The organism is Gluconobacter cerinus, assembly GCF_002723935.1.
Classification (GTDB): Bacteria; Pseudomonadota; Alphaproteobacteria; order Acetobacterales; family Acetobacteraceae; genus Gluconobacter; species Gluconobacter cerinus.
On record NZ_BEWM01000001.1, the window covers coordinates 645493 to 664519 of the forward strand.

Sequence of the window (19027 nt, forward strand, 5' to 3'; positions counted from 1 at the left end):
AACAACCCGCGCATGCAGGTAACCCGCTCAGAAGACGGGCAAAAGATCATTCTCTCCTTTTTGGATGGAAGCGGTCTGACCGGTGACATTTCTCTGGACGAAGCCCAGTTGAACCAGCTGATTACCAGCTTGGGGATGGCACGCACCGCGCTACTGGAAAAGCGCCCGCCAGCGCCGATTGAAGGAGCGCGCTTTGCTCCCGTGTATAAAACAAACTGGGCTTTGCAGATTGATGCGCTGACCGAGGGGTCATTGCTGGCCTTTCAGCACCCTGCATATGGGCCCGTCGGTTTTGTTTTTACGCCTTCAGATGCGGAGCAGCTTCTACGCGGCCTCCAGAAGCATCGGACAATGGTTCACTCCCAACCTGGCGACGCTAGTCAGCCAAGCTGAGGGACACTTAGAATAGTTCTACATCCGCGGCAGCGAACGGAGCGACAGGGTGCCCTTTAAGCATCCCTCGAAGATGCTCCAAGGTCACTTGTTCAATTTCGTGACTAGCAATTGTCACACGCTGTACATCAGACTGCCTCGAAAGACGCAGGCAGAGCGCACTCATTTGCTCAAGCTCCTGCATCAGGACGTCCAGTCCCTGCAGAGAGCCAACCGCGTTTTGGCCGCAACCATCCAGCATGACGGTCTCAACATCTCTGCAGAAAGATGATGCCTGAGCCCACTGCTGTGCCATTCCTTGAAACAAAACAGCGAGTTTGATCTGATCCACGGAGTTACGCTCCACAGATGGGACCGAATACTGCCTCGATCCGTGATTTTAGCGAGCTTGTGGTAAAAGGCTTAGCCAGAAAATTGTTTACTCCGGCTGAAATAGCCTGCTGTACCAGCTCCTTATTGGCCTGCCCCGTCAACATAATGAAACCCGTTTTTCCGATCGTAGACGACGCGCGCACAGCCTTTAACAGCTCCAGACCATCCATATCTGGCATATTGAAATCTGATATGATCAGGTGCGTCGGATTTGCATTCAGATGTTCAAGAGCTTCCAGCCCGTTACGGACGCCAGAAACTTTCACAAAGCCTAACTGAACAAGACTGTTTCTCAACAGAGAACGAATGGATGTCTGGTCATCCACAAGCAGAACAGACATGGAGGAAGCAGAAATCATTGATAAGTCTCCATTTTGTGGGGATCGGCCAGCCGAAGAATAGCAGCGCCTATTTCAGGTAAGGGGAGTTGCGTCTCTACAGCGCCACACTCAAATGCGGCTCTGGGCATGCCATAGATGACTGAAGTCTGTTGATCCTGCCCGATTGTCTTGGCCCCGGCCTCTCGCATGGCCAGTAGCCCTCGCGCACCATCAGCTTCCATCCCGGTTAAAATGACGCCAACAGCTTGGGAGCCAACTGATCTAGCGACAGAGAGAAAAAGCGCATCCACCGAAGGTCTATGGCCATTCACTGTCGGTTGCGGCACCAAATGGCAGACGTAAGAAGCAGTATTTTCATCATAAGCAATTTCCGTGTGCGCTTCGCCTCCAGGCGCAATCAAAATTTGCCCCCGTTCAAGGCGACAAAAATCGGTCACAAGATTAACCTGAGGGCGAGAAATTGAGTTTAAACGCCGAGAAAAATTCTCAGAAAACTGCCGCGGCATGTGCTGCACAATCACAGTGGGTGGGCAATCAACGGGAAAGCTTTGCAAAACCTCGGAAAGAGCCTCTACACCACCTGTAGATGCACCGATTGCCACGATGGCATCGCTTACGTCTTTTTTCACTGAGTGGGTCGCCGTTCGCGATAACGAAGCTTGAACCACAGCTTCTCCAAGCCCCGCAAACGCGTCCTCGCCTTGCAAAGTAGACATTTTAGAAAAGCAGCTTACAGCGCCCATCTGCCGAGCCCGTTCTGTAATTTCCCCATGTGGAGATAAGAGGCTGGAAACCATAACAACCGGCATTGGGCGTAAACGCATGATCTTTTCAAGAAACTGCAGCCCATTCATCCCCGGCATTTCAACATCAAGTGTCAAAACATCTGGCTTCAGTCGGATAATCATATCCCTCGCCTCAAGAGGTGTAGTTGCAGTTCCAACTACCTGAATACGTTTGTCTCGCTTCAATGAAAGCGTTATGAGCGCCCGACTTGTAAGCGAATCATCTACAATCAAAACTGATACAGGTGAATGCCGTAAATAAGGGTCGAAAATTTTATGGTGCACTTGCATCACACAACTTTTTTGTAAGCGTTTATTCCAATAGGGCGGAGACCCAATTCTTCAAAATTAGTTATTCTCTCAGAGTGACCAATATAAATTTCACCCTTGACGTGAAGACGACTAGACAGCCTTCTCCACAAAAGATCAGTAGTTTTTTTATCGAAATAAATTGTGACATTCCTACAAAAAATTGCATGAAATTTCGCTTGAAAAGGCCATTCACCAATAATATTTAGTTTTTTAAATAAAACTAAATCCTTAATATTTCTTGAAAAATAGAATTCCTCCCCAGAAAAATCACAAAATTTATTAAATTTTTCTGAGAAATTTTTTGGAATATTATTTTTGAAATAGATTCCATCTTGAGCTCGCCTTATCATCTCCGGATCAATATCAGTACCTAGAATTTTTATTTTTTTATATGCGAATAATTTACTGCTTCAGCTGCTGTCATTGCAGCAGAATAGGCTTCTTCTCCACTTGAACAGGCGGAAGACCAAATACGAATTCTCTCTTCTCTCATTATTTCCGCATGGAAATCACAGCATAATAATTTATGCAAATAATCAAAGTGATGTTTTTCTCTAAAAAATGACGTAACATTTGTTGTTAAAGCCGATATTATCTTGTCTTTTTCATATTCACCTTCCATAGATTCCATTAATTTAAAATAATCGTTTATATTTTCAGCATTAACCTCCCTGATTCTCCGAGAAATTACTGATTGAATAGTATATTTTTTACTTTGATCAAGATGAATTCCAGATATTTTTTTTGCAATTTTTGCGATAGTTAATAAATCTTTTTTACTTAGAAGTTTATGATTATTAATCATTTATGCATTCTTTTATAAAAAACGACTCATTTATTTTAAATATAGTCCTCTCATCAAAAGAAATAATCCCCTCTAAAATAGAGCAATTTTCATTAAAATTTATTCGTCGCAAGTCCTCCTTATGGTAAGATAATATTTCCAAAACATCATCGACAGAAAAGGAAATTATTTTATTATCTCCCTCTAAAATTATAATAGCTTTTTTTAAAATATTTTCATTACAACTATTAATTTTTTTACCAAAATTTATCAGTGGTATAACTGACCCACGAATATTTATAATACCTTCCACGAACTCTGGAGAATTTGGAATAATGGTTGATTTTATCCAATTTCTTATTTCTTTCACATAAGATATATCTATAGAGTATTCTTGATTATTGGATAAAAAAACCAGACTTTTTGACATCCGTTAAATTCCAATTCCAGATAATTAGTTACAAAAAACTACCGATGCCAGAATCGACATCAATAATTAGCGCTACACTTCCATCGCCAAGAATAGTTGAAGACAAAAATCCGGATAGTTTTTTATAGTTTTTTTCTATTGATTTTATCACAAATTTTGATTGATCTATTAATTCATCCACAACTATAGCATAGTTCGATTTTTTCTCATTTTGCAAAACCAAACATATTGATAGATATTTTTTCTCTTTAATATTTATAGGTATTAATTCATTTCTGTATAAATATTTTAACTCATTTTCTGATATTTTTAATATTTTCTTTTCTTCCAATAAAAAGGCTTCAACAACATAATTTGTTGGAACAATAAATTTTTGATTTCCTGATTTAAATATTAAACCATCAATAATAGAAAGAGTCATGGGCAAGGAAATAGAGAATTTAGTTCCTTTTCCTTCTTCAGAGAAAACCGAAATATTTCCACCTATCTCAGATATAGTCTTCTTTACTACGTCCATCCCCACACCGCGACCAGACAATTCCGAAACAACATCAAGAGTAGAAAAACCTGGGGAAAAAATTAAATTTTGAATTTCTTCTTTTTCAAGATGAATTCCTGGCATGATAATTTTCTTAGAAATTGCCTTTTTATAAATTTTACTACAATTTAATCCGGATCCATCATCTTCTACTTCAATGATAAACCGTCCAGAACGAATAAAAGCTCTTAAGTATAAATTTCCTTCATTGTTTTTTTTACTATTTTTTCTAATATTTGGTTTTTCTAGGCCGTGATCTATGGCATTTCGGATCAAGTGCATTAAGGGCTCAGAAAGTTTTTCCAAGATTGATCGGTCAATCTCTGCTTCCTCACCTTCGATATGAAACACCACATGCTTTCCAGAAAGACGCGCTGCCTCTCTCACAATTCTGTTCATACGCTGAAAAACAGCTTTAATGGGATGCGCACGCATTGCCATTACATTTTCTTGCAACTCTTGGGTAAGCTGATTCAATTCAGAAACTGCGATATCAAGTGACGATCCGGGCAAAACATTACTTGATTGCATCTGAGTCCGTATAGCTCCCTGGTTAATGACCAGCTCGCTTACTAAATCTACGAGTTTATCTACTCTGCATGTATCAATACGAATTGTAGAATGCTCTTTATTTTCGTATTGAGAAACTCTATTCACTAATGCAGGATCGACTAAACCATCATTTGAACTTTCATGCGTCGGAATGGGTAAAGGTTGTAATTCTAAATTATCTTTGGAGAAGGGAGATTCGATAAACTTGCAGCCAAGGTCTCCCCCTGACCACTCAAATATCTCTTCAATATTCTCCCTGGCTTCAGGTGTCCTCAGAATTATTTTCCATTTGAGATAGCATACATCTGCTTCAAAATACGTCAGAGACGGAACTTCAGTAGCATCCAATTCAACCTCAATAATTCCTTTCTTCTGTAAAAATACAAGAAAATTTATTGCATCGTCACCGTTCGAATAAAATGAATATTTCGGATTTATTTCAAAAAAGAACGTATTTTCTTTTTGATCTATGATATCTATTTTGACCGGCTGAAATTTAAATTCATCTATCTCTTCCGGTACCATGGAATTCAATATCAAATTTTGATCTGGATCGATTCCATCATTCAAATAATGGTTGAGATCAGCGTAGGTTTCATTCGAATCAGATAATGAAGTACCAAATCGATAAAATGAAACAATATCAGACAAAAAATCAGTCGCTTTTAAAAAAATTTCGACTGAATTTTGATCAATATCAAGTAGACCTGATCGAAATTTTTCCAGTACCTCCTCAAATAAATGAGCAAGACGTACCAGATTTTCCATTCCGAACGCTGCAGCTCCACCTTTAATAGAGTGAACTGAACGAAATATCGTATTTATTTTCGACAGTTTATCCGGAGACGTCCCGATGCTTCCGAGTTCGTCTTCAAGTACAGATAAGTGTTCCTCGCATTCTTGAAAAAAAACCTGACGAATTTCTTCCAAGCCTTCTTGATCGTTCATGGTAACACTCGCTCAATAGTCTCAAGCAAGCGATCCGCAGTAAATGGCTTTAACAGCCATCCCGTGGCCCCGGATTCACGTCCTTTGTTGCGAACCTCTGAATTTCCTTCGGTCGTCAAAAAAAGAATTGGCACGTATTGCGTCTTAGGTCCGGATCGCAGCTTTTTAACAAGCTCTAAGCCATCCATTCGTGGCATATTCAGATCCGTAATAATAATATTAGGATCAAATAATTTCAGCTTTTCTAGCGCGTCCAATCCATCCTCTGCAGGACAGACATTATATCCAGCTTTCTCCAATATATTTCGCAGAATATTTCGGATCGTTCTAGAATCATCAACAATCATTATATTCATTGATTATTTTCCTTCTCAAGTAGGAAGGTGCCTCCCAACAATTCGAGAGCTTTCTGAAATTCAGCGGACGGATTTTGAATAAAAAAACGGGCTTGGCGCCCATGAGCTGTTTTTTGAGCTGAGAGTAAAATTTCGAAACACCGCCCCCCCAGACGTTTGACAGCGCCACCATCCAAAACAATATCTGTCGCTTGGTCTCTAAGCTGCTGCAAAAAATGCTTTGCAAATGCAGTTCCCATATCTGCCGGGAGACAAAGCACTGTCATCATCGAAACTCCTCCCAGCCGTCATCAGAGGTCTGAAAATCATTCGTTGAAAATAAAGAGGTCACGGGAACGATATTATGATCGACCTGCGCATGAACGGCTCCAAATACGTTCCGATCGCCGACATGAAAATGATGAACAATCTGCACCAATTCTCGCGCTTCTTTGCTGAGGTTATGGCTTGCAGCCGTCGCTTGCTCGACCATCGCTGCATTTTGCTGGGTATTCTGATCCATCTGGTTTACTGCTAGGCTAATTTCAGACAGATCGTTTGCTTGGCTTTGCGCAGCAGTCGCGATTTCTCCAATTAGCACGCTGATCTCACCGACATTTTCAACGATGGTCTTCATGGCAACACCAGTTTCCTGAACAAGGACTGTGCCTTTGCTGACTTGCTGCGTGCTGGACGTAATAAGATTTTTGATATCTTTCGCAGCATTGGCCGATCTCTGAGCGAGAGCTCGCACCTCTGTGGCGACAACAGCAAACCCTCGTCCAGCATCTCCAGCCCGGGCTGCCTCTACGCCAGCGTTTAACGCCAGTAGGTTTGTTTGGAACGTAATATCATCGATAAGCCCCAGAATTTGCCCAATTTGTTTGGATGATTGCTGAATATCAAGCATTGCAGCCATTGCTGCTGCCATGACATCTCGAGAACTCTCAGCGCGCTCACGCGTCTGGGTCACCACAATACTGGCGTGCATTGCCGCGTCTGCGGTTTTCTTGACCGTCTCCGTCACACTTCCAACGGACTGCGTCGTCTCTTCAAGTCGACTGACTTGCTGTTCCGTCCTATGGGCAAGGTCATCGGCGGCAGACGCAATTTCGGCAGATCCAGAAGAAATTGTTCCGACGCTATCATTCAGAGACATCAGGATTCTCTGAAGATCAGTCAGTGTCGCATTGAAATCTTGTCGAAGGCGCTCGTATTTTTCCGGGAAGACCTCCTCCAGTTTCTGGTCAAGGCGACCTGCTTTGAGGTTCTTTAACGCAGCCCCAAGTACGTCTATCATCTCATCGCGCGAGCCAGCTTCGGCCATCGCTTCACTTTGGGAACGATTAGCTTCTTCCTGAGCACTCTTTATGGAAGCCTGCGCTTCGACAGCACGCTTTTGACTTCTCTCCAGATCAGTTTGCAGACCTAGCAAACGTTCATGAACGCCAGCAAGATCAGGAAAAGGGTTACCAGAAGAGAAGACATCCTGAACTGCCAGTTGAGATAAGCCGTACGACAGACGCTTGGCTGGAAGAAACACTTTCCAAAAGATCAGAATGTCGGAGAGAATTATGCCCAGAAAAACTAGAGCATCTGGCGCAAGGCAATTTAAAATTCCGTAGCCAGACATTTCGCGTACGCGCCAGTACGCTGCTCCAAACAGCAGCATCATAGGAAACGCCAGAATTACGCACAGCAGCGGCAATGTGATGCCACTGCTCTCAGGGCGTACAGGCTCGCGCGAAAAGAACATTCCAGATCACCCTGTCAAAACAGAACCTGCCCCAAGTCCGCACGGCGCGAGAGGCATGAAGGGCTGTTCTACAAGTGACTGATTTATACTCCGTTAACAGCGCTGACAGAGCATTCAGGGACTACGGCTGCGAGGCTGTACTCTGGCCCGCGTCTGCAGCAGGAATATCTTTATCATGTTGAGCGTAAAGATAATCATCCCGAGAGATCCAAACCCGGTAATGCTTCAGGAAGTCACTACCCAGAAGAACATCGCTTTCTGAAAGATCATCAACAACATCCAGTCTGATGTTTCTGAAAACAATGTCCCCAATTTCCAGCGTAGAAAAGAAATGTCGGTAGATTTTTATAGGGTCTCGCGTGACCCCATATCCAGGCATGACGGGATCATTATTCAGCATAGCCTGAGTGACCCCTGCCCTTCGTGCTGCACTCATTGTCACCAGAGTTGAGGAAGCACCTGTATCCAGGATCGCCTCGGCTGGTTTGCCATTAATCTTGATCTGGAGCCTCGTTTTCAATCCATCTGTCGAAGAGTGGGTAACGGGAATTTTGTGGACTGTTCCGTCCCACCCTGGTGTCGGAAACGAACAGTCTTCCGTGCGAACCAACTGGACAACATGATCAGGCACATCGACGATGGTATCGTAGTTTGCCAGAAATTCCTGCCCGAACAGCCCAACGACAGGCAGACCATCAGCATGCCCCCCAAACTTCCCACCGGCAATGACCGCAAAATTCTTGGCGCTGGATGGCCCCATTTCCAGGCTCTTGATGCGAACAGCCTGAACGAGTTCGCTGCCGCCTACACCCGTCATGGTACCGACCGGCCCCATGACTTCCAGTCCAAACGGCGAGATATAGGCACTCCCGATTACAGAAGTCGTAGCCCCGGTATCGACTATAAGAGCCGCCGGATGCCCATTTATGCCGGCTCGGACAATCGGCGATCCAGAGTCATTGATGATGGGCATGACGCCACTGATATACAGCTTGCAATTATGAGGCCCGGTAGGCGCGCAAGCCGATAGAACCCCTGAAAGGAGTCCAACGGCTCCCAATCGCTTCAACACCCGCATTACCGCACGTACCCAATCAAACGTTTCAAACAGTTACACTGTCCGCAGGTCACGTTTTTCCTGCAAGTCATTTTTTTTGTTCGAAAAAAGCATTTTTTTAAAAAACGCTCTTGCCACCCCCAGAGCACGCTGCTAAATCACCGCCACCGACCGAGAGGAAGCCAACACGGCCCCGAACGGACGGTCCAAAGATCGCCTAAAGCGATTTGCGGGTGTAGCTCAGTTGGTTAGAGCGCCGGCCTGTCACGCCGGAGGTCGCGGGTTCGAGCCCCGTCACTCGCGCCACTCTCCTTAAAGAGTGGCCACTAAATTCCCCCCCCAAAAAATCTACAGTGAAAACGGGATTTTCCGTCTTTTAGTTTTTCAGTAATTAGCGTTACATTTGGCTACAAAGAGCCTTTAATTTCGTAAGAAATTCTTAACCTCCCAAGCAGAAACTCTAAGCATCCTCTCATCTTCTCAGGATGCACTTATGTCTTCCATTTCTGCTCTTGGTACCGCTTCCAATATGTCGGCGCTCTATGCCACAGCAACCGGCCAGAGCTCGAACGCGTCATCCTTTTCTTCTTCCGCCGAAGAGACAACCACAACGACAAACGCTGATGGCACTGTCACCACCACAGTTACAGATTCGTCCGGCAATATTATTTCTGAAAGCACAACAAGCAGCACGTCTGGAGCCACTGACAAAAGCAGGAGCCTGGATACGATGGCCTGAGCCGACTCACTCAGGCTGTGAGGTAAACCTCCAGAACCTCATCCGGAGGTCCATCCATCCGGATTTTCCCATTTTCCAGCCAGATAACCCGCGTACACCATTTCCGCATAATATCTGGCTGATGGGTTGAAATCACCAAGATGTCCGCGTGCTGAACCATAGCTTCCAACCGTTCCCGTGCCTTGTTCATAAAGGCACCGTCACCGGCCAGGAACCATTCGTCCATGAGCAAGATCTGCGGCGTCATGGCTGTTGCCAAACCGAAAGCCAATCGAACCGTCATTCCTGAGCTATAGGCTTTGACGGGCATATCCATATAACTGCCCAGATCAGCAAATGCCTCGACATCCTGATCCAACTGCGCCGTCTGCTGCTTGGAAAGGCCACCGTGCAGCGCAAACAGGCGGATATTTTCGCGTCCTGTCAGCTCCACGTTCATGCCAAGGCTACTATCCAGCAATGTCCCGATTGAACCTTCCAGGCGAACACGCCCGTGTACTGGCTCGTAAATACCCGCGAGCGAACGAAGAAGCGTCGTTTTGCCGGCACCATTTCGGCCGATCAGACCAAGCCGCTCACCCGGCGCGAGACTGAAGCTGATATCTTGTAAAACGCTAACAATAGTTCTCTCACGGCCATCCTGAACAAGATGTGCTGCCGGAGAACCAGGACGAAGACTGGATAACCTGTCCCCTACATGCCGCTTCAATGAGCGACTTTGGCCATGATACAGTGGAAAATCGATCCGAAGCTGATCAACGACAATACTTGGCATTACATCAGATCCAGTATGGAATACGGGCACGCATACGACAGAACAATGCAGCAGCAGCAGCCCAAAGAAGGATGCCCTGTCCGATAGCGGCATACCAAAGAACAGGTCTGACCTCGTACCCCATGAGTGGGCCACGCATGACTTCAATAATGGGGTAAAAGGGATCGAGCAGCAGATATTGGCGCCCGGCATAGATCAGATCGGGCTTCCAGATCACAGGCGTGACGAAAAAGAAGATCTGCAGTAGTGACGCCATGATCGGTGCAATATCCCGAAAGCGTGCCCCCAGCATACCAATCAGCAAAATGATCGAAAAACTGTCCAGAAGCCAGAGCGGGACGCTCAGAAGCAGGCTCCAGCTCTGCTTGGGCCAGATATGATAGATGCCAAACACAACGGCAATCACGACCACGTTGTGAAGCAGCATCAGCACGTTACGGACAATCAGTCGAATGACCGGCAGCGTGGCGGGAATTCTTCTGGCATGGAATAGCGACGTACTCTGAGTAAAAGCCGTTGCCGCATCATTAATGACGCCGCTGACATACCCCCACAATACAATCGAAAGCGACAGGAACGGCAGGTAATGCGGCAGATCCATATGGAAAAGATAGCCGTAGACCACCCCCATGGCTGCCGTCATGATTGCGGTCGAAAGTGTCAGCCAGAATGGCCCCAGCACTGACCCGCGATATCGGAGCTTGATGTCCAGCCAGCCAAGCGCAACAGCCAGTGGCAGCAGCCGAAAGCCGGCCTTCAGGTCATCCAATGCGGCCCGGATACGGCCGAATCCCTTCTGCGGAGCCAGATCGAGTATGGGAGTACGGGAGTTGCTGTCTTCCATGGGCTTCTCCCTACCATGAAAGACGTTTCTGCCCACCCCTGCGGGCCGTCGAAACGACTGTCCGCAGATAAAAGAATGTTTTCCCTTGCATCTGGCCGCGTCCTCGCCGAAATGCTGCGGTCATGTCTTATGCTGTGAAGGAAATGTTCGTCACCCTCCAGGGAGAGGGTGCGCAGACGGGTCGCGCCTCGGTATTCTGCCGGTTTGCCGGGTGCAACTTGTGGTCAGGCCGAGAGCAGGACCGTGAAACGGCAGCCTGCCGCTTCTGCGACACGGACTTTATTGGAACCGACGGTGAAGGAGGCGGCCGCTTTCAGGACGCTGCCACTCTGGCGGATACGATCGAACAATGTTGGCAAAGCGTCGCTGATGCTTCGGGCCGCCGTTATGTTGTGTTCACGGGAGGAGAGCCACTTCTCCAACTGGATGCGGAACTGATTGCTGCCGTTAAGGCCCGGGGGTTTGAGATTGCCGTTGAAACCAACGGAACAATCGCCGCACCGGACGGGATCGACTGGATCTGTGTCAGCCCCAAACCGGGTGGCGCCCTGGTCCAGAAAAATGGCTCGGAACTGAAGCTCGTATATCCCCAGATCGAGCTTCCGCCCGAACTGTTCGACACGCTGTCCTTCCAGCACTTCTGGTTGCAGCCAATGGATGGACCTAACCGCCTGGAGAACACGCAGGCTGCTGTTACGTATTGTCTGGCTCATCCGCGCTGGCGCCTTTCCCTGCAAACTCACAAGATGATCGGAATTCCATGAGCAACGCCGCCCTTGTCCTGTTTTCTGGCGGCCAGGATTCAGCAACCTGCCTCGCCTGGGCTCTGTCCCGTTTCGATCGTGTTGAGACCGTAGGTTACGCTTACGGACAACGACATCTTGTCGAGCTTGAGTGCCGTGACACCCTGCGCGCGCAGATGGCCGCCCGTTCTGCAGAATGGAGAGCAAGGCTGGGCGAAGATCATACCATTGATCTGGCATCCCTTGGCGCCCTGTCCGAGACCGCTCTGACCCGAGAAGCCGAAATTGGCTTCAACGAAAGTGGTCTGCCCAATACCTTTGTGCCAGGTCGCAACCTGATCTTCCTGACATTCGCAGCCGCGTTGGCTTATCGTCGCAACGTCAAGCATATCGTTACGGGCGTCTGTGAAACCGATTATTCAGGCTACCCGGACTGCCGCGACGATACGATCAAAGCACTACAGGTTGCCCTGAACCTGGGCATGGACCAGCGCTTCGTGCTGCACACGCCCCTGATGTGGATCGACAAAGCTCAAACCTGGGATCTGACGGAAGAACTCGGCGGAAAAGCGCTCGTAGATCTTATCAATCAGGAGAGCCACTCCTGCTATATGGGAGATCGCACACATCAGCACGCCTGGGGTTATGGCTGCGGCACATGCCCGGCCTGCCAGCTCCGTGCTGAAGGATGGCGCCGTTATTGCGAGAGCAAAGCATGACCGCAGAACTCGTCTTTACGCGCCGTTTCTGCATGGGCCACAGGCTTATTACTGGCACCAGTGAAAAGTGTGCGGTTCCCCATGGGCATAATGAATATGTGAAGGTGACACTCCGGCCGGTTGAAGAGAAATGGCTGGATGGTCACCAGAACATGATCCTCCCATTCGCAGAGGCCAAAACCCGCTGGCATGACTTCGTGGATAACAGTCTCGACCATGCTTTGCAGCTATCGGAGCGAGACCCGCTGCTGGCATGGTTCCGGGATCACGAGCCTGAACGCGCACGCAGGATCGTCGTCACGCCAGGCGACCCCACGACCGAAGTCATGACCGCGCTTCTGCTTGCCAAGCTGACAGCCATTCTGGCCGATCAGGGCGGAAAGCTTCGCGTTCATGAAATTGAGCTTGAAGAAACCCCGACCAACACGGTCAAGCTCAGCGGAGATCCCTCATTCTATCTTCCGCAAGTCGAGCGCGCTGCCCACGCCTGCTGGTGGAACCGGGCAGACATGAGCATATCGGATCTTTAAAGCCTGTCAGCTTCGCAGAAGAGACAGGATCTCCATGCGGGCTGCATGGTCATGCTTCCAGGTTCCCCGGGCAATCATTGTAACCGTAGTGGAACCAGGCGAGCGTACACCGCGCATACTCATGCACATATGCTCGGCTTCAATCACAACGAGAACAGCTTCTGGCGCCAGTACATCCTCCATGGCCTGCGCGACCTGATCGGTCAGGCGCTCCTGCAACTGGGGACGTCGAGCAAAACCTTCCACAACGCGCGCCAGCTTACTAAGGCCCGTCAAACGCCCGCCTGCCGGCAGATAGGCCACATGCGCCTTACCGTGCACCGGAAGAAGGTGATGCTCACACATGGAATGGAAATGGATATCTTTGACGATAACAGCACCATGATGCTGGTCTGCTGAGAACTGCGTCTTCAGATGATCGCGCGGGTCTTCATACAGACCTTCGAACACTTCCAGATACATCTTCGCCACGCGCTGAGGCGTGTCATGTAAGCCCTCGCGTTCCGGATTTTCCCCGATCGCTTCCAGAATTGTACGAACTGCACCCGCAATCCGCTCTTGCGCATCGGCAGGCCGAGACAAGCCTTCGAGCGGGCGCAGATCTTCATTGCTGGCTTTTGCAGCCGTGGCGTTCCGGTCAGTCATGTCGGGTTTCAGGCTCCTTCGTTCCCCGAAGCGGCACGATCCGGGTCACGCCGGGTCACATCTCCGCTGGTTCGAGGCAGGACTGCTAGCGCGTCCGCCACCCGACGTCCACCAATCACACGCTCTGCCGCTATTTCCGCCAGAGGTTCGAGAACAAACGCCCGCTCAAACAGATGGCGATGCGGCAGCGTCAAAATGCGGTCAGAAATACTGCATTCATCATAATGAAGAAGATCAATATCGATGGCCCGCGCGCCCCAGCGGAGACCCGGCTGCCGACCCAACTCCCGTTCAATCCGCTTACAAATCGCCAGCACTGCATGAGGACGCAGCGTTGTCTGACCCGTTACACACAGATTGACGAATCCCGGCTGCTCGATCCCACCCCACGGTGCACTATCGTACAGGGAGGAGACGTTCAGAAGCTGCAAGCCACTCTCCAGAGACAGACAATCTGTTGCGGTTGCCAGAATTGCCTCACGATCCCCCAGGTTGGCGCCCAGCGAGAACGCAACCTCATGAACCCGCTGGCGCTCAACTGTCGTCGCGGTTTCCGATACGGGATAGGGCACGGGTGCAGACGGCTTACGTACGGTCACAAGCACCTGCTCAACACGCTCCAGACGCCTCAAAACCTCATCAGCAATCCGTCCCGCCAGGGCCTCTATCAGGCCCATGGGCTTTCCGGTCACGATGTCAGAAGCGATATCGCACAAAGTGCCGTAGCAGACGGCCTGAAGGTAGTCGTCTGTTTCGATAGCCCCTGAGAGATCTGCACGAATCTCGATATCAATGATGAAGCGTTGCCCGATCCGGTTCTCTTCCGGCAACACGCCATGATAGCCGAACAGACAAAGATCCCGGACAAAGACGGCAGTCAGCGGGGCGGTAATCATTTACAGTCCTTCAGGATCTGGCGCATTGCCAGCGCATCTGCATGCTCCCGAACGTCATGAACACGCAGAATATCAGCGCCAGCATCTGCACCGAAAAGATTGGCAGCCAGAGTTCCCGCCAGCCGTTCATCTACAGGACGCCCTAGCAGATATCCAAACATAGACTTCCGGGAGAGCCCCAGAAGGACCGGCAGACCATACTCCTGTTTCAGAATACCAAGAGAGGCCACGGCCTGGACGTTCTGATCCTGTGTTTTGCCAAAACCAATTCCCGGGTCCAGAATCAGGAAGTCTTTCTTTACCCCGGCCTTCTCAGCCAGATTGAGTGAATAATCAAAAAACCGGCGCCAGTCCGCCAGTAGATCCAATTGGTCATCGCAATCATGCCGGTTGTGCATGAGAACCGCCGAGGCTCCCCTGTCTGCCACCACGAACGCCATATCTGGATCGGCCTGAAAGCCCCAGACATCATTGATAACTCGCGCGCCCGCCTGAAGGGCTTTCCGAGCGACCACGGCTTTCGTTGTATCGACCGAGATTGGAACGCCCTCGGGCGCAAGACGGTTAATAATCGGCTCAAGCCGCGCCCATTCCTCATCGGCCGGCACTGAGCGAAAACCGGGTCGCGTTGACTCCGCCCCGATATCCAGAATGTCGGCACCATCAGTGAGCATGGACCGGGCGTGTGCCAGCGCTGTTTCCGGGGCCTGAAAATGACCACCATCAGAAAACGAATCCGGCGTAACATTCAGGATACCCATCAATAAGGGCTGTCTTCCTGAAGGGGAGCCAGAAAGACGTGAAGGGCTACTTTCAGACGGAAACAGAGAGAACAGTTTCGATATACCTTGGTGCGAGAAGAGCCGGAGAATCCCAGCTTCTTCAACTGTAAGAGACCTGCATCGTAGTCCGCCCGCATGTGAACGGACAGTGGCGAAGTTTCCGCCTTGCTACATGGAAGACGATCTTCACGAGAACGCCTCCATGCTCATATGGCACTCAATTACGGCACTAATTGGGATCCGAAATTTACGCTTTTCACATTCCCTGCAACGGCCCTTCCGGCACCTACGAACTTCTCTTAAGAATTCAGGATTTTCTAGCCTGCTCCAGAAAGGCTTCCATCTGCTCTTCATTAAGAGCTCCCGGAGCGACGGCAGCCGAACCGAAAATAAACGTCGGCGTCCCGTCAAGATTGATCGCACGCCCCTGATCCAGATTGGTCGTGATCAGAGCGACAGTCGCAGGCGAGCTCATGTCTGCTTTCAGGCGATCGGCATCCAGACCGTTTGCCTTCGCAAGCTCCGTAATCCGTTCCATGGTCGGCTTGGTGGTATCCGCCATCAGGGCCTGACGCATCACGTCATATTTCCCCTGCGCGCTGGCAGCGAAAATGGCCCGGCTATCCAGCACGCTGCCGCTTCCCAGAACTGGAATAACCTTTTCAACCAGACGGACATCCGGATGACGGGCCAGAAAACGATCAACTTCCGGCATCATGGCCCGGCAATATGAGCAGCGCGGATCAAAGAATTCCACCACGGTAATTTTTCCGTGCGGATTACCGCGAACAGCATAGTCAGGAGCCGTCTGCAGGTCATGCAGATGCGTTTTTACAGCCTCAAGAGCCGAATCCTGCTTCTGCTGCTCCGCTTTCTCTCGCAGGGAGCGGATGGCATCCGTCAGAATGGAAGGATCTTCTTTCAGAGCCTGCCGAAGGATCTGAACCACTTCGGCACGCTGTGCAGGCGTAAAGTTTTCTGAGGGGCTTCCCGAAGCGGCCATCGCAGCATTCCCGTAGGAAGAAAGCGCAGCAAAAACGGCGAAAACCGTTGCGGACAGGCGATGTTTCACAGAAGGCTCCGGATTGCAGAAGACGCGGCACCGTAACTGTCCGCGGCCATTAATGAAAGACTGTCACAAAGAGAAGCGCCCAAGACCTCTCCCACAACAGAGGGATTACCGTTATGACTGAGCAAACTGAATGTGAGGTCTCTTCCGAATGGGGAGCATCTCACTTGCCGGACCCGAGACCAGATAGTGGAGAAACGCCAGGTGGCGCACCGTCGAAACCAGATTTCCCTCCGCGGCTCCCGTAAGGCAGGCCGCGTGTCGTTCCACCTTCTGGCTTCGGTAGCCTCAGGGCTCCTGCTGACCGCCTGCTCAAGCATTCCTGGCTTCACGTCCCTCGTGGGCACAGCTCCCGCCCCGGCTCTCACAGGCAGCATCGGCACAGTGGTCGCTGACGAACCACAGGCAGCACTTGTTGGCCACGATGTTCTGGCACGCAAAGGCAATGCTGCAGACGCCGCAGTGGCCACAGCCATCGCCCTTGGTGTGACCCTTCCCTCCCGCGCGTCTCTGGGCGGTGGAGGCGCATGCCTCATATCCCAGCCCGGCGCCCCTGCGCAGAGCATCAGTTTCCTCCCCGCTGCTGGTAGCAGTGCAGGTGGCAATCGCCCGGCATCCACGCCTGCCACGCTTCGCGGCCTGTTCCTGATCCATCACCATTATGGCTCGGTTGAATTCAACGACCTGATCGCCCCCTCGATGAACCTTGCCAGCAACGGCATCACCGTGAGCCGGGCTCTTGCCTCTGATCTGGCGGTCGTACGTACTGCCCTTCTGGCTGACGAAAATGCACGGGCGATCTTCGGTCGTGGCGAAGCTGGAACCCTGACTTCTGGCGATACTCTGATCCAGCCTCGTCTGGCTGGCTTTCTGGAGCGGGTTCGGTCAGCAGGCGTTGGCGATTTGTATAATGGTGCCTTGGCTGACGTTTACAGCACAGCCGCTCAAAAAGCTGGTGGGGGCCTCAACACCAGCGATCTACGTAAAACGCTGCCGGTCGAGACGGTTGCTCTCACCACACAAGCCAACGGCATCAGCGCTTCGTTCCTTGCGCCACCCGCTGATGGCGGCCTTGGCGCAGCCATTCGCTATACAACCGGTTCATCTGCCCAGGGCGCTGTCAGCGCCTGGCGCGCTGCGAGCGCAACGGATGTCGCTGCCGCACAGGCAGCTCTGGATAACGGCAAGACAGGAGGTAGCGCTCTTCCCGCACTTCCCGCCTCCACATCCTTTGTCGTCACGGACCGTAATGGCATGGCCGTTGCCTGCAGCCTGAGCGAGAACAACCTGTTTGGAACAGGTCGTATCGCTGGCAGCACGGGCATCGTGCTTGGTGCATCTCCCGCCGCGACACCTCGCCCCCTCCTCGCAGCGGCAATTCTAAGAGACCGCCGCGGATTGAAGGCTGCGATTGCGGCGTCTGGTCAGAATGACGCTGCGGATGCTGTGGGCGATGCGGCACGAGCTGCAACTCAGGGGGCAGAAATTGCCCATTCCGGCGCAGGTCGCGTCAACGCAGTAACGTGCACTGACGGCAATAACTGCCACGGAAACACCGATCCGCGCGGCGCAGGCCTTGCCGCCGGAACAACGAACTGATTACCCGGTAAAGCTTCTTACAAGGCTCCCCGCCACCAGTGACCAGCCATCGACGATCACAAAGAAGATCAGTTTGAAGGGCAAAGACACTGTGCTGGGGGGGAGCATCATCATGCCAAGGCTCATCAAGACACTCGAAACAACGAGATCGATGACGAGGAATGGCAGATACAGCAGAAATCCCATTTCAAAACCGCGCCGCAGCTCTCCAATCATGAAAGCCGGCACAAGAACACGCCACGGTGTGTCCTCAATTTTTTGAGGCGGCTTTTCATGGGCAATGTCCAGAAAGGTTGAAATGTCTGCAGGCCGTGCCGTAGCGGCCATGAAATCATGAAAAGGCTGCGCAGACCGGCTTAACCCTTCCATCTCACCAACCTGCCCCGCCATCATGGGAGCAACGCCTGTATCCCAGGATTTCTGAAGCGTAGGCTGCATCACAAATAACGTCAGAAAAAGCGCCAACCCGATCAGAACGGTATTCGGCGGCGTGCCCTGCGCGCCGAGTGCGCTTCTCAGCAGCGACAACACAATCACGATCCGCGTAAAGGCTGTCACCATCACCAGAAGACTGGGGGCAAGCGACAAAACGGTGATGAGGGCACTGAGCTGCACCAGCCTGCTGGTCGTTCCAGCCCCGCCGGACTGCCCCAGATCAATACTGACGGCCTGAGCATATGCCAGATGCGGACACAAAAGACAGAGCAGGAGCGCAAACAGGAGAAGGCAGGACTTCACGAAGCCTCCTCCAGCGCTGCAGCAAAACTGGCTCTGTCACCATGCCATTCCAGCAGCACATCCTGACTGCCACCAGTCAAAACCAGAACTTCGCGGCTACCGTACCGTATGACTGAAAGTCGCCGGGTGCGATCCAAGGCCATCTGTCCCACAAGAGACAGCCCCGCACCGGACTTTCCATGCCCTCCCTGACGAGAGCGGACGGCCTTCAGCAAAGGCTTCAGACCGACAAGAAGCACTATTATGAACATTAACGCCGAACAGGCAGTCAAACCGTCATGGAGGGTCATGGCACCGTATTTCCTTCACTTTGGAAAAGAGTGCCGGACAAAGATTAATAGACGC

25 protein-coding genes and 1 tRNA gene are annotated in these 19027 nt (G+C 50.5%); 7 read left to right on the forward strand and 19 right to left on the reverse strand.

Translation table 11 applies throughout. The features are described from left to right. Positions 1 to 12 precede the first annotated feature (12 nt). Positions 13 to 393, forward strand: coding sequence for a hypothetical protein (locus GCE01_RS02960; RefSeq protein WP_046900046.1), 381 nt, complete (start codon positions 13 to 15; stop codon positions 391 to 393). Positions 394 to 400: 7 nt separating this feature from the next. On the opposite strand, the gene GCE01_RS02965 is transcribed toward GCE01_RS02960, so the two are convergent. From GCE01_RS02965 to GCE01_RS03010, 11 genes are all read right to left on the reverse strand, one after another. Beyond that, positions 401 to 724 (reverse strand): hypothetical protein, encoded by a 324-nt coding sequence (locus GCE01_RS02965; protein ID WP_099210805.1) that lies wholly within the window; start codon positions 722 to 724, stop codon positions 401 to 403. 4 nt (positions 725 to 728) lie between these two features. Further along, positions 729 to 1124 (reverse strand): response regulator, encoded by a 396-nt coding sequence (locus tag GCE01_RS02970; protein ID WP_046900048.1) that lies wholly within the window; start codon positions 1122 to 1124, stop codon positions 729 to 731. Then, positions 1121 to 2182 carry a protein-glutamate methylesterase/protein-glutamine glutaminase gene (locus GCE01_RS02975; protein ID WP_099210807.1) on the reverse strand — a complete coding sequence of 354 codons (1062 nt, stop codon included), beginning with the start codon at positions 2180 to 2182 and terminating at the stop codon, positions 1121 to 1123. The genes GCE01_RS02970 and GCE01_RS02975 overlap by 4 nt, the downstream gene beginning before the upstream one ends. Beyond that, positions 2182 to 2553, reverse strand: a complete 372-nt coding sequence (locus GCE01_RS17335) for a CheR family methyltransferase (RefSeq protein ID WP_277352344.1) — start codon at positions 2551 to 2553, stop codon at positions 2182 to 2184. Before GCE01_RS17335 ends, GCE01_RS02975 begins: the two co-directional genes overlap by 1 nt. 29 nt (positions 2554 to 2582) lie before the next feature. Further along, a complete protein-coding gene (locus GCE01_RS17340; protein WP_277352345.1) occupies positions 2583 to 3008 on the reverse strand; it encodes a CheR family methyltransferase in 426 nt (141 codons plus the stop codon). Further along, a complete protein-coding gene (locus GCE01_RS02985) occupies positions 3001 to 3417 on the reverse strand; it encodes a chemotaxis protein CheW (RefSeq protein ID WP_099210809.1) in 417 nt (138 codons plus the stop codon). The genes GCE01_RS17340 and GCE01_RS02985 overlap by 8 nt, the downstream gene beginning before the upstream one ends. A gap of 28 nt (positions 3418 to 3445) precedes the next feature. Continuing rightward, positions 3446 to 5455: a chemotaxis protein CheA gene (locus tag GCE01_RS02990; RefSeq protein WP_099210811.1), complete on the reverse strand. Its 2010-nt coding sequence runs from the start codon at positions 5453 to 5455 to the stop codon at positions 3446 to 3448. Beyond that, positions 5452 to 5811, reverse strand: coding sequence for a response regulator (locus GCE01_RS02995; RefSeq protein WP_099210813.1), 360 nt, complete (start codon positions 5809 to 5811; stop codon positions 5452 to 5454). Before GCE01_RS02995 ends, GCE01_RS02990 begins: the two co-directional genes overlap by 4 nt. Then, a complete protein-coding gene (locus GCE01_RS03000) occupies positions 5808 to 6080 on the reverse strand; it encodes an STAS domain-containing protein (RefSeq protein WP_244591057.1) in 273 nt (90 codons plus the stop codon). The genes GCE01_RS02995 and GCE01_RS03000 overlap by 4 nt, the downstream gene beginning before the upstream one ends. After that, entirely contained in the window at positions 6077 to 7546 is a 1470-nt protein-coding gene (locus tag GCE01_RS03005; RefSeq protein WP_244591058.1) for a methyl-accepting chemotaxis protein, read from the reverse strand. The genes GCE01_RS03000 and GCE01_RS03005 overlap by 4 nt, the downstream gene beginning before the upstream one ends. 121 nt (positions 7547 to 7667) lie before the next feature. Continuing rightward, on the reverse strand, positions 7668 to 8519 hold the full coding sequence (locus tag GCE01_RS03010; protein ID WP_244591059.1) for a retroviral-like aspartic protease family protein: 852 nt from the start codon (positions 8517 to 8519) through the stop codon (positions 7668 to 7670). 313 nt (positions 8520 to 8832) lie between these two features. Here GCE01_RS03010 and GCE01_RS03015 point away from each other — a divergent pair. Together GCE01_RS03015 and GCE01_RS03020 are read left to right on the forward strand one after the other, a co-directional pair. Next, positions 8833 to 8909: transfer RNA gene (locus tag GCE01_RS03015), tRNA-Asp, on the forward strand. A 187-nt stretch (positions 8910 to 9096) separates the two neighbouring features. Next, a complete protein-coding gene (locus GCE01_RS03020) occupies positions 9097 to 9342 on the forward strand; it encodes a hypothetical protein (protein ID WP_099210817.1) in 246 nt (81 codons plus the stop codon). A gap of 10 nt (positions 9343 to 9352) precedes the next feature. On the opposite strand, the gene GCE01_RS03025 is transcribed toward GCE01_RS03020, so the two are convergent. Further along, on the reverse strand, positions 9353 to 10117 hold the full coding sequence (locus GCE01_RS03025) for an ABC transporter ATP-binding protein (protein WP_064273718.1): 765 nt from the start codon (positions 10115 to 10117) through the stop codon (positions 9353 to 9355). A gap of 4 nt (positions 10118 to 10121) precedes the next feature. Beyond that, a complete protein-coding gene (locus GCE01_RS03030) occupies positions 10122 to 10961 on the reverse strand; it encodes an ABC transporter permease (RefSeq protein ID WP_046900057.1) in 840 nt (279 codons plus the stop codon). 122 nt (positions 10962 to 11083) lie between these two features. On the opposite strand from GCE01_RS03030, the gene queE reads away from it, so the two are divergent. Genes queE through GCE01_RS03045 form a run of 3 tightly spaced genes read left to right on the forward strand, consistent with a single transcriptional unit; the run spans position 11084 to position 12953 of the window. Then, positions 11084 to 11725, forward strand: a complete 642-nt coding sequence (gene queE / locus GCE01_RS03035) for a 7-carboxy-7-deazaguanine synthase (RefSeq protein ID WP_099210819.1) — start codon at positions 11084 to 11086, stop codon at positions 11723 to 11725. After that, positions 11722 to 12423: a 7-cyano-7-deazaguanine synthase QueC gene (gene queC / locus GCE01_RS03040; RefSeq protein WP_099210821.1), complete on the forward strand. Its 702-nt coding sequence runs from the start codon at positions 11722 to 11724 to the stop codon at positions 12421 to 12423. The genes queE and queC overlap by 4 nt, the downstream gene beginning before the upstream one ends. Next, positions 12420 to 12953, forward strand: coding sequence for a 6-pyruvoyl trahydropterin synthase family protein (locus GCE01_RS03045; protein WP_099210823.1), 534 nt, complete (start codon positions 12420 to 12422; stop codon positions 12951 to 12953). Before queC ends, GCE01_RS03045 begins: the two co-directional genes overlap by 4 nt. Before the next feature lie 6 nt (positions 12954 to 12959). Here the strand turns inward: GCE01_RS03045 and folE are convergent, their stop codons facing one another. From folE to GCE01_RS03065, 4 genes are all read right to left on the reverse strand, one after another. Beyond that, positions 12960 to 13598, reverse strand: coding sequence for a GTP cyclohydrolase I FolE (folE, locus tag GCE01_RS03050; protein WP_046900061.1), 639 nt, complete (start codon positions 13596 to 13598; stop codon positions 12960 to 12962). An 8-nt stretch (positions 13599 to 13606) separates the two neighbouring features. Further along, positions 13607 to 14494 carry a 2-amino-4-hydroxy-6-hydroxymethyldihydropteridine diphosphokinase gene (folK, locus tag GCE01_RS03055; RefSeq protein WP_099210825.1) on the reverse strand — a complete coding sequence of 296 codons (888 nt, stop codon included), beginning with the start codon at positions 14492 to 14494 and terminating at the stop codon, positions 13607 to 13609. Beyond that, the gene (gene folP, locus GCE01_RS03060; RefSeq protein ID WP_099210827.1) at positions 14491 to 15255 is read right to left on the reverse strand and encodes a dihydropteroate synthase; all 765 of its coding nucleotides are present in this window, start codon (positions 15253 to 15255) and stop codon (positions 14491 to 14493) included. The genes folK and folP overlap by 4 nt, the downstream gene beginning before the upstream one ends. A gap of 328 nt (positions 15256 to 15583) precedes the next feature. Further along, positions 15584 to 16348 (reverse strand): DsbA family protein, encoded by a 765-nt coding sequence (locus GCE01_RS03065; protein WP_167386101.1) that lies wholly within the window; start codon positions 16346 to 16348, stop codon positions 15584 to 15586. Between the two features lie 201 nt (positions 16349 to 16549). Here GCE01_RS03065 and GCE01_RS03070 point away from each other — a divergent pair, with 201 nt between their 5' ends. Continuing rightward, positions 16550 to 17944, forward strand: a complete 1395-nt coding sequence (locus GCE01_RS03070; RefSeq protein WP_174694773.1) for a gamma-glutamyltransferase — start codon at positions 16550 to 16552, stop codon at positions 17942 to 17944. Here the strand turns inward: GCE01_RS03070 and fliP are convergent, their stop codons facing one another. Both fliP and GCE01_RS03080 read right to left on the reverse strand, forming a co-directional pair. Beyond that, complete coding sequence (gene fliP / locus GCE01_RS03075) at positions 17945 to 18682, reverse strand: flagellar type III secretion system pore protein FliP (RefSeq protein WP_046900066.1); 738 nt, start codon at positions 18680 to 18682, stop codon at positions 17945 to 17947. It abuts the gene before it with no gap. Beyond that, positions 18679 to 18972: a flagellar biosynthetic protein FliO gene (locus GCE01_RS03080; protein ID WP_099210831.1), complete on the reverse strand. Its 294-nt coding sequence runs from the start codon at positions 18970 to 18972 to the stop codon at positions 18679 to 18681. Before GCE01_RS03080 ends, fliP begins: the two co-directional genes overlap by 4 nt. Between the last annotated feature and the right edge of the window lie 55 nt (positions 18973 to 19027).

What these genes read in the sequence shown, in the direction of transcription:
- GCE01_RS02960 (WP_046900046.1), top strand. Translation starts at nt 13, where the DNA reads ATGCAGGTAACCCGCTCAGAAGACGGGCAAAAGATCATTCTCTCCTTT.
- GCE01_RS02970 (WP_046900048.1), bottom strand. Translation starts at nt 1,124, where the DNA reads ATGATTTCTGCTTCCTCCATGTCTGTTCTGCTTGTGGATGACCAGACA.
- GCE01_RS02975 (WP_099210807.1), bottom strand. Translation starts at nt 2,182, where the DNA reads ATGCAAGTGCACCATAAAATTTTCGACCCTTATTTACGGCATTCACCT.
- GCE01_RS17335 (WP_277352344.1), bottom strand. Translation starts at nt 2,553, where the DNA reads ATGATAAGGCGAGCTCAAGATGGAATCTATTTCAAAAATAATATTCCA.
- GCE01_RS17340 (WP_277352345.1), bottom strand. Translation starts at nt 3,008, where the DNA reads ATGATTAATAATCATAAACTTCTAAGTAAAAAAGATTTATTAACTATC.
- GCE01_RS02985 (WP_099210809.1), bottom strand. Translation starts at nt 3,417, where the DNA reads ATGTCAAAAAGTCTGGTTTTTTTATCCAATAATCAAGAATACTCTATA.
- GCE01_RS02990 (WP_099210811.1), bottom strand. Translation starts at nt 5,455, where the DNA reads ATGAACGATCAAGAAGGCTTGGAAGAAATTCGTCAGGTTTTTTTTCAA.
- GCE01_RS02995 (WP_099210813.1), bottom strand. Translation starts at nt 5,811, where the DNA reads ATGAATATAATGATTGTTGATGATTCTAGAACGATCCGAAATATTCTG.
- GCE01_RS03000 (WP_244591057.1), bottom strand. Translation starts at nt 6,080, where the DNA reads ATGATGACAGTGCTTTGTCTCCCGGCAGATATGGGAACTGCATTTGCA.
- GCE01_RS03005 (WP_244591058.1), bottom strand. Translation starts at nt 7,546, where the DNA reads ATGTTCTTTTCGCGCGAGCCTGTACGCCCTGAGAGCAGTGGCATCACA.
- GCE01_RS03010 (WP_244591059.1), bottom strand. Translation starts at nt 8,519, where the DNA reads ATGCCCATCATCAATGACTCTGGATCGCCGATTGTCCGAGCCGGCATA.
- GCE01_RS03020 (WP_099210817.1), top strand. Translation starts at nt 9,097, where the DNA reads ATGTCTTCCATTTCTGCTCTTGGTACCGCTTCCAATATGTCGGCGCTC.
- GCE01_RS03025 (WP_064273718.1), bottom strand. Translation starts at nt 10,117, where the DNA reads ATGCCAAGTATTGTCGTTGATCAGCTTCGGATCGATTTTCCACTGTAT.
- GCE01_RS03030 (WP_046900057.1), bottom strand. Translation starts at nt 10,961, where the DNA reads ATGGAAGACAGCAACTCCCGTACTCCCATACTCGATCTGGCTCCGCAG.
- queE (WP_099210819.1), top strand. Translation starts at nt 11,084, where the DNA reads ATGTCTTATGCTGTGAAGGAAATGTTCGTCACCCTCCAGGGAGAGGGT.
- queC (WP_099210821.1), top strand. Translation starts at nt 11,722, where the DNA reads ATGAGCAACGCCGCCCTTGTCCTGTTTTCTGGCGGCCAGGATTCAGCA.
- GCE01_RS03045 (WP_099210823.1), top strand. Translation starts at nt 12,420, where the DNA reads ATGACCGCAGAACTCGTCTTTACGCGCCGTTTCTGCATGGGCCACAGG.
- folE (WP_046900061.1), bottom strand. Translation starts at nt 13,598, where the DNA reads ATGACTGACCGGAACGCCACGGCTGCAAAAGCCAGCAATGAAGATCTG.
- folK (WP_099210825.1), bottom strand. Translation starts at nt 14,494, where the DNA reads ATGATTACCGCCCCGCTGACTGCCGTCTTTGTCCGGGATCTTTGTCTG.
- folP (WP_099210827.1), bottom strand. Translation starts at nt 15,255, where the DNA reads ATGGGTATCCTGAATGTTACGCCGGATTCGTTTTCTGATGGTGGTCAT.
- GCE01_RS03080 (WP_099210831.1), bottom strand. Translation starts at nt 18,972, where the DNA reads ATGACCCTCCATGACGGTTTGACTGCCTGTTCGGCGTTAATGTTCATA.